Origin of the sequence: Tamilnaduibacter salinus (assembly GCF_003096655.1) — a bacterium.
Classification (GTDB): domain Bacteria; phylum Pseudomonadota; class Gammaproteobacteria; order Pseudomonadales; family Oleiphilaceae; genus Tamilnaduibacter; species Tamilnaduibacter salinus.
On record NZ_QEKQ01000003.1, the window covers coordinates 222,838 to 237,054 of the forward strand.

The 14,217-nt window shown below is 63.4% G+C and carries 11 protein-coding genes; 8 read left to right on the forward strand and 3 right to left on the reverse strand.

Annotated features, from left to right (window positions below):
* The first annotated feature begins 417 nt into the window (after positions 1–417).
* From uvrA to C8D92_RS06100, 7 genes are all read left to right on the forward strand, one after another.
* Entirely contained in the window at positions 418–2,661 is a 2,244-nt protein-coding gene (gene uvrA, locus C8D92_RS16070) for an excinuclease ABC subunit UvrA (RefSeq protein WP_481000423.1), read from the forward strand.
* A 185-nt stretch (positions 2,662–2,846) separates the two neighbouring features.
* Positions 2,847–3,998: an aromatic ring-hydroxylating oxygenase subunit alpha gene (locus C8D92_RS06075; protein WP_116918736.1), complete on the forward strand. Its 1,152-nt coding sequence runs from the start codon at positions 2,847–2,849 to the stop codon at positions 3,996–3,998.
* Positions 3,999–4,012: 14 nt separating this feature from the next.
* On the forward strand, positions 4,013–5,677 hold the full coding sequence (locus C8D92_RS06080) for a choline dehydrogenase (protein WP_116918737.1): 1,665 nt from the start codon (positions 4,013–4,015) through the stop codon (positions 5,675–5,677).
* A 75-nt stretch (positions 5,678–5,752) separates the two neighbouring features.
* Positions 5,753–7,237 carry an aldehyde dehydrogenase gene (locus C8D92_RS06085; RefSeq protein WP_095610886.1) on the forward strand — a complete coding sequence of 495 codons (1,485 nt, stop codon included), beginning with the start codon at positions 5,753–5,755 and terminating at the stop codon, positions 7,235–7,237.
* 17 nt (positions 7,238–7,254) lie between these two features.
* On the forward strand, positions 7,255–7,992 hold the full coding sequence (locus tag C8D92_RS06090; RefSeq protein WP_207775124.1) for a class II aldolase/adducin family protein: 738 nt from the start codon (positions 7,255–7,257) through the stop codon (positions 7,990–7,992).
* A gap of 8 nt (positions 7,993–8,000) precedes the next feature.
* Positions 8,001–8,990 carry a GlxA family transcriptional regulator gene (locus tag C8D92_RS06095; RefSeq protein ID WP_116918738.1) on the forward strand — a complete coding sequence of 330 codons (990 nt, stop codon included), beginning with the start codon at positions 8,001–8,003 and terminating at the stop codon, positions 8,988–8,990.
* 239 nt (positions 8,991–9,229) lie between these two features.
* Positions 9,230–10,525, forward strand: coding sequence for a DEAD/DEAH box helicase (locus C8D92_RS06100; protein ID WP_116918839.1), 1,296 nt, complete (start codon positions 9,230–9,232; stop codon positions 10,523–10,525).
* Between the two features lies 1 nt (position 10,526).
* Here the strand turns inward: C8D92_RS06100 and C8D92_RS06105 are convergent, their stop codons facing one another.
* Positions 10,527–11,210, reverse strand: a complete 684-nt coding sequence (locus tag C8D92_RS06105; protein ID WP_095612158.1) for a hypothetical protein — start codon at positions 11,208–11,210, stop codon at positions 10,527–10,529.
* A 146-nt stretch (positions 11,211–11,356) separates the two neighbouring features.
* On the opposite strand from C8D92_RS06105, the gene C8D92_RS06110 reads away from it, so the two are divergent.
* Positions 11,357–12,691, forward strand: coding sequence for a Na+/H+ antiporter family protein (locus C8D92_RS06110; RefSeq protein ID WP_116918739.1), 1,335 nt, complete (start codon positions 11,357–11,359; stop codon positions 12,689–12,691).
* Here C8D92_RS06110 and C8D92_RS06115 read toward each other — a convergent pair whose 3' ends face one another.
* Positions 12,692–13,480: a hypothetical protein gene (locus C8D92_RS06115; protein ID WP_133243109.1), complete on the reverse strand. Its 789-nt coding sequence runs from the start codon at positions 13,478–13,480 to the stop codon at positions 12,692–12,694.
* Positions 13,481–13,630: 150 nt separating this feature from the next.
* A complete protein-coding gene (locus tag C8D92_RS06120) occupies positions 13,631–14,095 on the reverse strand; it encodes a winged helix-turn-helix transcriptional regulator (protein ID WP_116918740.1) in 465 nt (154 codons plus the stop codon).
* Positions 14,096–14,217 lie beyond the last annotated feature (122 nt).

Genomic DNA, 14,217 nt, shown 5'->3' on the forward strand with positions numbered 1-14,217 from the left:
GAGACCGGACAGTCCGGCATGCTCTCGGGCGAGGTGGCGAGTGTGATGGCGAGCGAGGCCCCGGCCGCAACCCACGCTAAGGCCTCACCGTCGGCGATCACGATTCACCATGCCCGGGAACACAACCTCAGGAACACCGACGTCACCATTCCCCGGAACCAGCTCACGGTCATCACGGGCCTGTCGGGGTCCGGCAAAAGCACCGTGGCGTTCGATATCGTGTTTCAGGAAGGCCAGCGCCGGTACCTGGAATCGCTGAATGCCTACGCCCGGCAATTCGTGCAGCCAGCCTCCCGGCCCGATGTGGATGCGGTATTCGGCATTCCGCCCACCGTGGCCATTGAACAGCGCACCAGTCGCGGCGGGCGCAAGAGCACCGTCGCCACCATGACGGAGATCTACCACTTCCTGCGGCTGATGTTCGTCAAGCTTGGCACCCAGCACTGTCCGACGTGTCAGGTGCCCATTGAGGCGCAGACGCCGGAAGCCATCCGCGCCCAGATTCTGCGCCAGGCGCGGCGTGAGACGGTGACCTTGCTGGCCCCGATGATCGTGGCCCGCAAGGGCTACTACACCGATCTGGCCCAGTGGGCGTTCAAGAAAGGCTACGAGCACCTGCGGGTGGATGGCGAGTACCTGGAGACCTTCAACTGGCCGCGCCTGGCCCGGCATCAGGAGCACACCATCGATCTGCCGGTGGGCACCGTGAAAGTAACGGCCGGCGCGGAACCCGAGTTGGATGAGCTGATCGAACGGGCGCTGGACTTCGGCCAGGGCACCCTGAAGATGTTCTCCGACGACGGCGAAACCATTTTCTCCGTCAAGCGGGCCTGCCCGGGCTGTGGCCGCAGCTTTCCGGAGCTGGACCCGCGCCTGTTCTCCTACAACTCCAAGCACGGCTGGTGTGGTGGCTGTTTCGGCACCGGTCTGTCCCTGAGCGGCTTTGACGAAGAGCAGACCGGTGAGGAAAGCGCCTGGCTCGAGGAGGAAGACGACGGTCAGCCCCGAACCTGCCCGCGTTGCGACGGCCGGCGACTGAACCCCGAGGCGCTGGCGGTCACCTTCCAGGGCTGGAACATTGCCCACTACACCGAGGCGTCGGTCACCGAGGCGCAGAAGCTGTTCCGGCACCTGCCCCTGGGCCACCGCGAATCGGAAATCGCGCGGGACATCCTGCCGGAAATCCAGAATCGTCTGAGTTTTCTCGATCAGGTGGGCCTGTCCTACCTGAGTCTGGATCGCGCCGCGCCCACGCTCTCCGGCGGCGAGGCCCAGCGCATCCGTATCGCTGCACAGCTCGGTTCCAATCTGCAGGGGGTGTGCTACATCCTCGATGAGCCCACCATCGGCCTGCACCCACGCGACAACGCCATGTTGCTGGACACGCTGGCGCGGCTGGAGAACAAGGGCAACACCATCCTGATGGTCGAGCACGACGAAGACACCATCCGCCGGGCCGAACATGTGATTGACCTGGGGCCGGGGGCCGGTGTGAACGGCGGCCGTGTGGTGGCCGAAGGCACGGTTGAGGACCTGATGGCCCATCCCGAGTCCACTACCGGACACTGCCTCGCCCATCCCATCCGCCACCCGATGATGGACGACCGGCGCACCGAGGCATCCGAACACCGGCTGGAGGTGCGCAAGGCCAGTCTGCATAACCTGCGGGGCGTCAACGTGTCGGTACCGCTGGAACGGCTGGTGTGCGTGACCGGGGTGTCCGGTTCCGGCAAGAGTTCGCTGGTACGCGGCGTGCTGCATGGCAACCTGAAACGCCTGACCGGTGCCGGTCGCAACAAGCCCCGGCCTGCATTGGAGGGCTGCGAGGCGCTGGACGGCTGGGAATCACTGGACCGGGTGCTGGAAGTGGACCAGACCCCGATCGGCAAGACGCCGCGCTCCTGCCCGGCGACCTATGTCGGCTTCTGGGACGCCATCCGCAAGCTCTTTGCCGGTACGCAGGAAGCCCGGTTGCGGGGCTACAACGCCGGGCGTTTCTCCTTCAATACCAAAGAGGGCCGCTGCCCGGAATGCGACGGCCAGGGCATGAAGCGCATCGAGATGAACTTCCTGCCGGACGTGTCCGTGCCCTGCGAAGTCTGCCATGGCGATCGCTTCACGCCGGAAACGCTGGCGGTGACCTATGGCGGCAAGCACATTGGTGACGTCCTGAAAATGAGCGTGGACGAGGGCGTCGATTTCTTCCGCGCCCACCCGAAGATCCACCACGCGCTGGAACTGATGCGCGACGTGGGGCTGGGCTATCTCACCCTGGGTCAGCCCAGTCCGACCCTGTCCGGCGGCGAGGCCCAGCGCCTGAAACTGGTCACGGAACTGGCCAAGGCGAGGCCGGACAGCCGCCGCCAGCGCCAGCTCCACACACTGTACATTCTCGATGAGCCGACCGTCGGTCTGCACATGGCGGACGTGGAACGCCTGATCCGCGTGCTGCACCGACTCGTGGACGCCGGCCACAGCGTGGTGCTGATCGAACACAACCTGGACATCATCGCCGAGGCCGACTGGCTCATCGACATGGGTCCGGAAGGCGGCGATGCCGGCGGTAAGGTTGTCACCGAAGGACCACCGGAGAAAGTGGTGCGGACCCGCCGCAAGAGTGAAACGGCACGGGTTCTGAAGGACTTTCTGAGAGGGCGCTGATGCCCCTGGGTGACGCTTTCAATCAACCAATACCGCCGGTCTTTGCGTCTTTATTTGATGTAATGCGCTATTTAACGACGCTATTAATCAAAAGTAGTAAAATGGGATGGCGTTTTTAGTCAGGTGTGATCGGTGACCTGTCCTTAGACTCTCTCAACTCGAACGACTGATGAGAGAGGTGAGACATGTCACAAACTGAGATGCGCTGGGACGAACAGGTCCCGGAACAGGCGCTGACACTGCCTTCCCGCTATTTCTATGACCGAGCGATCTTTGAGGCGGAACGGGATCGGATTTTCATGGGAGCGTGGCACTTTGGCTGTCACGTGAACGAACTGTCCGAACCCGGTGCCTATGTCGTGCGTGACGTGTTTGATCAGAGCGTCATTCTGATGCGGGACAAGGCGGGCGAGCTCCATGCCTTCCACAATGTTTGCCAGCACCGTGGCAACCGGTTGCTGACCGAGACGCGCGGCGTGCAGAAAGGCGTCATCCGTTGCCCCTACCACTCCTGGTGCTACAACCACGACGGCTCCCTGAAAGGCGCACCGCGCAGTCAGAAGATTCCGGCTTTCAACGTCGATGACCACCGGATTCCGCCGGTCCGTCTGCAGGTCTTTGCCGGTTCGGTGTTCTTCAACCTGGACCCCGATGCGGAGGGCATGGAGACCCTGTTCCCGGAAGCGGAGGACGTCATCCGCCGGTCGATTCCGAACCTCGACGACATGCGTCTGGTTCAGGAAGACGATGTGATCGTTCCGGCGAACTGGAAGGTCATCATGGACAACTCCATCGAGGGTTACCATTTTCAGTTGTCCGGCCCGCACCACGTCGATCTGGCCTCGCTGATCGATTTTTCCGAGTACAAGCTGGTCCACCGCGAGAACTGGTGGACGTACGGAGCACCGCCCAACCGGGAGGCCACTTCCGCATATGGCGTGCCCATAGAGAGTAAGGCAACGGATGCAGACGGCTTCTTCAATATTGGTCTCTGGCCCCATAACACCTTTTACCAGTTTCCGTACTCGCAGTGCATGGGCACCTTCATGATGATTCCCCTGGACGAGGAGCGCACCATCCTGCGTTTTGGCTACTACACCCCGCATGAAGCGCTGCCGGCGATATCGCGTGCGGCCATGGACTGGATGAACAACGAACTCGGCCCGGAGGACATCGACCTCAACATCACGGTTCAGAAAGGGCTTCACTCACTGGGCTACGACCAGGGGCGCTACATGATCGACCCTGAACGCAGTAATGAGAGTGAGCACCTGGTCCTGCATTTCCATCGACTGGTTTACCGGGCCCTTCACGGCCAGGGCGACCCGATCCAGTAAGGGTTGGACGGCGCATGCGTATTGAATCCGAGTACGACTACATCATAGTGGGTGCCGGATCGGCCGGGTGCGTCCTGGCGGATCGGCTGACTGAAGATGGACGGTATCGGGTGCTGCTTCTGGAAGCCGGCCCGCGTGATCAGTCCTGGAAAATCGACATGCCAGCGGCCATGGGCGCGGCCATTGATGGTGCGGACTTCAACTGGCACTACTGGTCCGGCCCGGAACCCTGGCTTGATAATCGGTCGGTGGCGACCCCTCGCGGGAAAACCCTGGGCGGTTCGTCTTCCATCAACGGCATGGTCTACATTCGCGGCCATGCCCGGGACTATGATGCCTGGGAGGCGAGTGGCTGCGCGGGCTGGGGCTACCGGCACGTGTTGCCGTACTTCCGGCGCTCGGAGTGTCATGAGCTGGGAGCGAATGACTACCACGGTGGCGACGGGCCGCTGAAGGTCTCCTCAGGACAGCCGTACGACCCGTTGTCCCGGGCGTTTCTCAGGGCCGGAGAGCAGGCCGGCTATGCCTTCTCAGAGGACGTCAACGGCCACTGCCAGGAGGGCTTCGGTCGGGTGGATCGCACGACCTGGCAAGGCCGTCGCTGGAGCACCGCCCGGGGCTATCTGGCCCGGGCCCGGAAGCGGCCCAACCTGACGGTGATCACTGGCGCTCTGGCTGAGCGGGTACTGGTCTCTCAGGGGCGGGCCACCGGGGTTCGCTACCGCCGAGGCGGTGTGTCGTTCGACGTCACCGCCGCGCGCGAAGTGCTGCTCTGCGGCGGGGCGATCAACACGCCGCAACTGCTCATGCTCTCGGGCATCGGGCCTGACGATGAGCTGTCTCGCTGGTCCATTCCAGCTGTTCACCCGCTGGAAGGCGTTGGACGCCGGCTGAGCGATCACCCCGACACGGTCGTGGCCTACCGTTGCCCTGAGCCGGTGTCCAACGCCCCCTGGACCCGCTTTCCCCGCAAGGCCTGGGTGGGTCTGCGCTGGTTCCTTCAGAAAGCCGGTCTCGCCGCCAGCAACCAGTTTGAGGCCGGCGCCTTCATTCGCTCGCGGGCGGGTGTGGAGCATCCCGACATTCAGCTCACGTTCATGTCGCTGGCCGTGGAGCCGGGTACCGTCGAGACGCTCAAAGATCATGCCTTCCAGATCCATATTGATCTGATGCGCCCAACAAGTCTGGGACGGCTACGGTTGAACGGCACGGATCCCGCCCGGCCTCCGGACATCGTCTTCAACTACCTCGGTACCGAGCGTGACCGGGCCGATATGCGCGCCGCCGTCCGGCTGGTCCGTGAGCTGGTCGCGCAGCCGGCGTTTGCTCCCTATCGGGGTGAGGAAATAACCCCCGGGCCCGACTGCCAGAGCGATGAGGCGCTTGATGCCTGGGCGCGCCAGACCACCGAAACCGGCTATCACGCGGCGGGAACCTGCAGGATGGGGCCGGGCGACGACGCGGAGGCGGTTGTCGACCCTGATCTCAGGGTCTACGGGGTTGAGGGCCTGCGCGTCGTCGATGCCTCCATCATGCCGGTCATCGTCAGCGGCAACACCAATGCCCCCACGGTGATGATTGCGGAGAAAGCCGCCGACCTGATTCTCGGCCGGCCTCCGCTGCCGCCTTCCGATGCGCCCACCTGGATTCACCCGGACTGGCAGGGACAGCAACGTTAACACCACGCCCGCCTCCGCAGAGGCGGGCAAGCCTCCCTGTTTTGCAACAGTCCTATTCGACAATGAGGAGCTGATATGCCCCTGACATACCAAGACTGGCAGTCCCGTGCCGCCGGATTGAGCCTTAACGGCAACGCCTGGATCGAGGGTGCGCGCCGCCCGTCCAGCGATGGAGCGACTCTGGCCTCCATCAACCCAATGACCGAGCAGCCGCTGGCCCACGTTGCCGCGACCACCAGCGAGGACGTTGACCGGGCGGTCACTTCGGCCCGGGCCGCCTTTGCAAGCAGGAGCTGGTCGGGCCTGGACCCTCTGGACCGGCGATCAATCATGAAGCGCATTGCCCGGGAACTCCGCGCCCATCAGGAAGAGCTGGCGTTGTTGGACTGTCTTGAGGTCGGCAAATGCATCAGTGAAGCGCTTGAGGATGTGGAGGAGTCGGCGGTCCTGTTTGACTGGTACGGCGAGCTGCAGGACAAACTCTACGATCAGGTGGCCGCCTCGCCGGCCGGGGTCCAGGCGACCGTTGTCCATGAGCCGCTGGGCGTCATTGGCGCCATCGTTCCCTGGAACTACCCGCTGCATAACGCGGCCGTCAAGCTGGCGCCAGCCCTCGCAGCGGGCAACAGTGTGATTCTCAAGCCTGCCGAGGAGTCCTCGTTGTCGGCGTTGCGACTGGCCGAGTTGTGCGAGGCCGCGGGACTGCCGACCGGTGTTCTGCATGTTCTGCCCGGTCACGGCCATGTGACGGGCGAGGCACTGGGGCGCCACCCGGACGTGGACGCCATCGGCTTTACCGGCTCCACCGAGATTGGAAAGCGGTTCCAGGTCTATGCCGGGGAATCGAACATGAAGCCGGTCTGGCTGGAGTGCGGTGGCAAGAGCCCCCACCTCGTGTTCGATGACTGCCCGGATCTCGATGCCGCGGTGGATGCGGTGATCGGCGGTATTTTCACGAACGCCGGGCAGGTCTGTTCGGCGCACTCGCGGCTGTTGATTCAGGACAGCATCGCGGATGATTTCCTTGACGCGCTTCAGGAACGGGTCGCGCAGCTGACTCCGGGGGATCCGCTGGACCCGGCCACGACACTTGGCCCAATCGTCAGTCGCGCCCAGTTTGAACAGGTCATGAGCTACCTCGAAGTGGGCCGGCAGGAGGCGAGTCTGCTGACAGGCGGCGAGGCCCGGACCGCCAGCGGTGGCGCGCTGTTCGTCGAACCCACCGTGTTCACCGAGGTGACGCCTCAGCACCGCATCTTCCGGGAGGAGGTTTTTGGCCCGGTACTGACGGTGACCCGTTTCCAGGACGAAAACGAGGCCGTGGCCCTGGCCAACGACAGCTGCTACGGACTGGCCGCCTCCCTGTGGACGCTGCTGCTCAGTCGTGCTCATCGTCTTTGCGATGCGCTCCAGGCGGGCACCATCACGGTGAACGGTGTTGACGCGGTCAGCCCGCAGACCCCATTTGGCGGCATGAAACAGTCGGGCATCGGTCGGGACTACGGCCTTGCCGGGATGCAGAAGTACATGGCGCTGAAAACACGCTGGATTCACTACTGAGAGCGGGAGGTGACATCATGATGGCGAACCCGGATGACCACGGCACGCTCCGGGAGCAGTTGGCCTGCGCCTTTCGCTGGATGGCGCGTCTGGAACTGCACGAAGCGGCTGCGAACCACTGCAGTGTGGTGAGCGAGCCCGGGGGCGGTCGATTTCTGATCAATCCGGCGGGTCGGCATTTTTCGGAGATTCGGGCGAGTGACCTTCTGGAGGTCGCGGCCGATGCGGAGGCGGCGCCCGCCGATCTGGACCCCACTGCCTGGGCCATTCACGGCGCCATGCACCGTCGAGGCCGCGACGTGGGATGCATCCTGCACTGCCACAGTCTCTATGCGACGGCGCTGGCCTGTCTGGCCAACCCGGAGTTGCCGCCGATTGAGCAGAATGCCATGCGTTTTTTCGAACGTCTCCGTATCGATCACGGCTTCGAGGGGATGGGTCTGGGTGATGAGGCGGAGCGGCTGGCGTCCATGGCGGACGGCGACGCGCCCATTCTGCTGCTGGGCAACCACGGAGTGATTGCCACCGGCCCGGACGTGGCGACGGCGTTTGATAACCTCTACTACTTTGAGCGCGCCTGCCGTTACTATCTGGTGGCCCGAGCCAGTGGCCTACCGCTTCGGCCCGTGTCCGCAGAGGTGGCGCGCCGTACGGCCGCGCAATGGGACGAGTATGCGAAGATGGGGGCGCCCCAGGCCCACTTCGCTGCCCTGATGCGGGTTCTGGACCGGGAACAGGACGACTACCGGAGCTGATATCGCCCATGCCCCTGACAAGCCCCACCCACCGGATCGGTATTCTGCTGTTGCCGGAGTTTCCCTTTTCCGGGCTCGGGGCGCTTTTGGATCCGCTTTTCATTGCCAACTGGCTGGCCCAGGAAGCGCGCTTCGAGTGGCACCTTCTGGGGCCGGAAGCCAGTGTCCGCGCCTCCAACGGCGTCCCGTTGGCAGTGGAAACGGAATGGCCGGCACCCACGGATCTGGACACTGTGTTTGTGCTGGCCAGTTTCGAAACCAAGTCCCTGCGCAATGACCGTCAGGTTCGCATGTGGCTGCGACACTGTGACGCGGCGGGCGTCCGGCTTGCCGGTGTGGAAATGGGTGTTGACGTCCTGGCGGCAGCGGGGCAACTGGAGGGACATCGGGCGGCGGTTCACTGGGACAATCTGGAGGGCTTTCAGGAGCTTTACCCGCACATTCATGCGGTGAGCGAGTTGTACACTCTCTCGGAGAATCGCATGACGTGTGCCGGCGGTACGGCGGTTCTGGATATGGTGATGGCCTGGCTGTCGACACGACTGGAAGCGCCGCTCACCGATACGCTGCGGGATCACCTGCTGGAGCGTCGCCAGCGCCCGGCGAATCTGCAGCAGCTGTCCCACGCGCCAGAGCACCAGGTGGCGATCTCCGCCCAGATGAGGCGCCTCGTCCGGCTGATGCACCAGACCCTCGAGTCCCCGTTGAGTGCCGAGGCGCTGGCCGAGGCGGTGGGATTGTCGGTCCGTCAGTTGGAGCGCCGTTTTCGTTCAGAGGTCGGCCTCTCCCCGAAGCGGTATTATCTGCAGCTGCGGATCAACCGGGCCCATCGTTTATTGCAGCAGACGGATTTGAGTGTGTCCGACGTGGCGACCAGTGCCGGCTTCGCCTCGCTGGAGCATTTTTCCAGGACCTATCGGCGATTTTTCGACTGTGCGCCGAGTGAGGACCGGGTTCAGTCCCGAGATGCCCCGGTACTGCCGGTGCAGCGTCTGTAGCGTTGGACGAAAAACGGCGTCGCCTTTTTCCGCCGCGCCTGTTAGGATAGCCACCATCCTGCCTCGAGGGATCTCGCCACACGCTGGCGAAACCACTTCGATACGACCTTTCAGAGGACGGCCCACCCGCCGAATCGGGACGCGCGCCGTAGTCGTTTATTCAATCGTGATTGTTCACGCGCCCGACGGCTCGTCGCCAATAACCGACGAATGACCGGGTGTCCAAGAGTATTCCAATGATGCGTTTTTCCGATCTCGGCCTGTCCGAGCAGCTCGTTCGTGCCACGTCCGAGCAGAAGTACGATACCCCCACGAAGATCCAGTCCGAAGCCATTCCCGCGGTCCTGTCCGGACGCGATGTCATGGCCGCGGCCCAGACCGGCACGGGCAAGACTGCCGGTTTCACGCTGCCCCTGCTCCAGCGTCTCGGCGCTCGCCCGCGCAATGGGCGTGGCGTGCGTGCCCTGGTCCTGACACCGACCCGTGAGCTGGCGGCGCAGGTCCATGACAGCGTTCATCTGTACGGTCGCTACGCGAAGATCCGCTCCACCGTCGTGTTCGGCGGGGTGAAGATCAATCCCCAGATCAACAAGCTGCGTCGCGGCGTCGACGTGCTGGTGGCCACGCCCGGCCGACTGCTGGACCTGTACCAGCAGGGCGCGGTGGAGTTCGACGCGCTGGAAACCCTGATCATGGACGAAGCGGACCGCATGCTCGACATGGGCTTCATCCGTGACATCCGCCGGATCCTGTCGCTGCTGCCGAAAGAGCGCCAGAACCTGATGTTCTCCGCCACCTTCTCCGGTGAGATCCGCAAGCTGGCGGGCAGCATGCTCAACAATCCGGTGGAAATCGACGTGGCGCCGCGCAACACCGCGGCCGAAACAGTTCAGCAGTCGGTCCACCCGGTGGACCAGGGGCGCAAGGCGGACCTGCTCACCCAATTGGTGGCGGACAAGCGCTGGGAACAGGTGCTGGTGTTCACCCGCACCAAGCATGGCGCCAACAAGCTGACCACCCGTCTGGAAAAGGACGGCATCAGCGCCGCCGCCATCCACGGCAACAAGTCTCAGGGCGCGCGCACCAAAGCGCTCAAAGGCTTCAAGGATGGCCGCGTCCGGGTACTGGTCGCCACCGACATCGCCGCGCGGGGGCTGGATATCAAGCAGCTTCCACAGGTGGTGAACTTTGAGCTGCCGCAGGTGCCTGAGGACTACGTCCACCGCATTGGTCGGACCGGTCGCGCCGGTGAAACCGGTCACGCCGTGTCTCTGGTTAGCCCGGACGAAGCACCGATGCTGGGCGGCATTGAGAAGCTGATCAGCCGGGAGATTCCGCGTGAGACCATCGATGGCTTCGAGCCGAGCCGGGCGCTGAACGTGCGTGCCAAAGGCGGGAAGCCCGGTGGTCGCTCTGGTGGCCCGAAAGGTGGTAACCGCAATGCCCGGCCGGGGCGTGGTGGCGGTGGTGGATCCCGCGGGCGCGGCCAGCCGGGCCGGGGTCGCTCCAGTGGTCCGGCCCGCCGTTCGGCCTGATTCAGTGGCCGGAGGTGAGCGTCGCGCGGAAACCGCTGCGGCGCCACAGCAGGGCCAGCCAGAGGGCGTGCGCGTTGATCAGTAACGCCAGCACCCACTCGAAGGCGTCGTCCACGGTACTGTAGAACTCGTAAACGGTGCCGTGGAGGATCACGGACAGAATGCCCACGGCCAGCGTCAGCTCACAGAGCCAGAGCAGGCGCTGGCCGGTCTTCCGCCAGCCCGGAATGGCCCGGAGCTGGGCGCTGATCAGCAGCTCGGCGATGAAACTCAGAGAAAAGTACAGCACCACGCCAATCCGGCGGATCAGGTTGAATCCCTCCCCCTCATGGCCGAGCGCCACCGTATAGCCGGCAAGCGATACCCCGGCCACCAGACCCAGCCAGGGCAGCCAGAGTCGCCCCCGGCCATGCCCGCCCAGTGACTCCAGCCAGAACCGGTTCAGCGTCCACATCCCGATACCCAGCAGTGCGCCGGGCAGCATCGTGCCCTTGAAGAGGAAGTAGGACGTGCCGTAGCGCCCTGTGCGGCTGATGCTGGTGCAGCTGTCCCAGTAGGGAATGCACCAGGGCACATGGTTTTCCAGAACAGAAACCAGGAACGTCAGGTGAATGGTGATCATCGGCACCAGCGCCGCCGTCAGCGCCAGCCACCAGAGCGGGATGGAACGTGCTTTCTCAACCATGGTCGGTCTCTCTGATCGAACGTGGTCGCTGTCAGTATAACCGTATGCACGGAATTGGCGACGAATCATCCAACTGCGATACCATGCGCCGCTTTGTCGATCGGGGCCCTGCCGGGACCCGCCACTGTTCGAACTGAGGAAGCTTGATGAACGCGGTTGTGCTGGCCATCCTGGTGATGGTGACCCTGTGTCTGTTTGGTGTGTCGGTCGTTGCATCGTTGATCGTCGCGACGCTGGTTGGTGGTCTTTGGGCCGGCATGGCGATGCCGGAGTTGCTGACCGCGTTCCATGATGGGTTGGGCAATGGCGCCAAGGTGGCCCTGTCCTATGCCGTGTTGGGGGCGTTCGCCGTGGCACTGTCCCGTTCCGGGATCACGCAGTCGCTGTCGCGCCGCGCCATCCGGACGCTGAAACGCGACGGGGGCGGTCAGAAACGTTCTTTCGTCCTTTACAGTCTGCTGGCCGTGCTCTTGGCGTTTGCGGTCAGCTCCCAGAATCTGATCCCCGTGCACATTGCGTTCATTCCGGTGCTGGTGCCACCGCTGCTGGCGCTGATGAACCATCTGGAACTGGATCGCCGGGCCGTCGCCTGCGTGATCACCTTCGGGATTACCGCCCCCTATATGCTGCTGCCGGTGGGCTTTGGTTCCATCTTCCTGAACGACATCCTGCTCAGTAATGTCACCGAGGCGGGGCTGTCGATCAGCCGAAGTCAGGTTCCCATGGCGATGCTGATTCCGATCGGTGGCATGGCGCTGGGCCTGATTGTCGCCGTCACCGTCAGTTATCGCGGCCGTCGCCAGTATGCGGACGTGGCCCTCTCCCACGGCGATGAGACGCCGGACGAGGCCGCCGCCAAACTCCAACCCTGGCAGATGATCGTGCTGGCACTGGCGCTTGTGGGGACCGTTGGCGTTCAGCTCTGGACCGGTTCCATGGTCATGGGCGGCATTTTCGGTTTCGCGGTGCTGTCGCTGAGTGGTGTGTTCCACTGGAACGAGCAGGACGACATCTTCACCGAAGGCATGCGGATGATGGCGCTCGTGGGCTTCATCATGATCGCGGCCAACGGCTTCGCGGGTGTGATGCAGGCCAGCGGTGAAGTGGAGGCTCTGGTCAGCCAGTCCACGGACCTGATCGGCGACAACCAGGCGCTGGCGGCGTTCATCATGCTGTTGGTCGGGCTGTTCATTACCATGGGCATTGGGTCGTCCTTCTCGACGATCCCGATCATCGCCTCGCTCTACGTGCCGCTCGCGATGAATTTCGGCTTCTCGCCCATGGCGACCGTCGCACTGGTCGGCACCGCCGGGGCGCTGGGGGATGCCGGCTCACCGGCTTCGGATTCAACGCTCGGGCCCACCTCCGGACTGAATGCGGATGGCCAGCACAATCACATCTGGGACAGCGTCGTGCCGACGTTCATCCACTACAACATTCCGCTGTTGGTGTTTGGCTGGGTCGCCGCGATGGTGCTGTGATTAACCGTCTTCTCCGGGGCGGTGCCAGAACCGGTCCGGGATGGTATTGAGGGACTTGAAGGCGTCCGGCAAGGCCAGCCGGATCAGTGTGCGATCCGTGAGTCGGGCTTGCCTGAGCGCTTTCTGGATCGTGGGATGCTGCCGGAAATGGTCCATGAAAGCGCCGGACCGGTAGGCGTTCAGCAATCCGGTTGTCAGAATGTCGTGTAACTCGGATCGTTCGCGTGAGACGTAGAGGAAGTAGTCGTAGCGCCATACCAGGGCAATTCGGGGCTCGACTGTCAGCAGTTGCCGATTGTCTCTGGCCAGCTCGGTGAACACTTCCTGAATGCCCCGGTGGAAGAACTCGAAACGGCCGTATTCCAGCATCCGCCAGAGGTTGTCGTAGGTACTGGTAATGACTTTGAGTCCGTTGTTGCTGAGAATCCGGGTGTCGGGCCAGCCAATCCCGGAACCGATCCGGAACGGTCTCAGGTCTTTAATGTCCGCTAGCGGTGCGCGCTCCTTTAAAGCCTTTCGTGGCGTGACCAGAAGTCGATATCCAAGCAATCCCCGGGTCAGTGGAACGTCCACCTGCAGGAATCGGTCTTCGCGCACCGGACTGTAGCCGCTGAAGAACACATTGATGCGCGGGTTCGGGGTTTCCAGGGTGGTGAGAATGCGCTGCTGGGTCATACCCTCAAGGGGAACGATCCGGAGGGTGTGATCGCCGGGGGCATGCTCCAGGGCAAGTCGAACCACTGACAACTCATAATCGAAGATGTCCGCATCACCGTGCAGAAGGCCCACACGGAACTCCACCGCCTGTGTTGCAAACGGAATCCAAAGCAGCAGGGCTGTCAGGAGACATCGACAGTGGCGCACGATACTTGACCCCCAGTCTTCAATAACCGCTTTCCATGGGTCGGGATGGCGGGCCCGGATCCTGAGGGCCGACCCTTAGTCTAGACCCACCGTGTGTGATTCGTCATCCTTGAGCATCACATCCCGGATGCTGAGATCCCGACCATCGGCATCCTGAACCACCATGGGCCGGACCGGACGGCCAGTGGCCCTGTCCCGCAGGTCGAGAGGTGCGTGTTCCTGCGCTGGCGTCCAGCGGTCGCCCCACTGGCGCAGCGCCATCACCACGGGAAACAGGTCGCGCCCCTTGTCCGTCAGCCGGTATTCGTGGCGGGAACCGTGCTCGCCCACGTCCACCTTTTTCAGCACGCCGTGCTCCACCAACCGCGCCAGCCGATCACAGAGGATGTTGCGGGCAATGCCCAGCTCGCGCTGGAAGTCCACGAACCGGCGGGTGCCATACATCGCGTGCAGCACCACCAGCAGGGACCACCAGTCGCCCACCTCATTGAGCGCGCGGGCAACGGAGCAGTTGGCATTATCGAATCGTTTACGGGCCATATCCGGAATTCTACCGAATCCGGTTGCGTTAAAAAACCAGACCCGATAGGGTTTCGTTATGAAACCGAATTGAGAAGGTTGCGAACCGATGGACCGGTGCGACCGCCGTGATGAGGAGACTT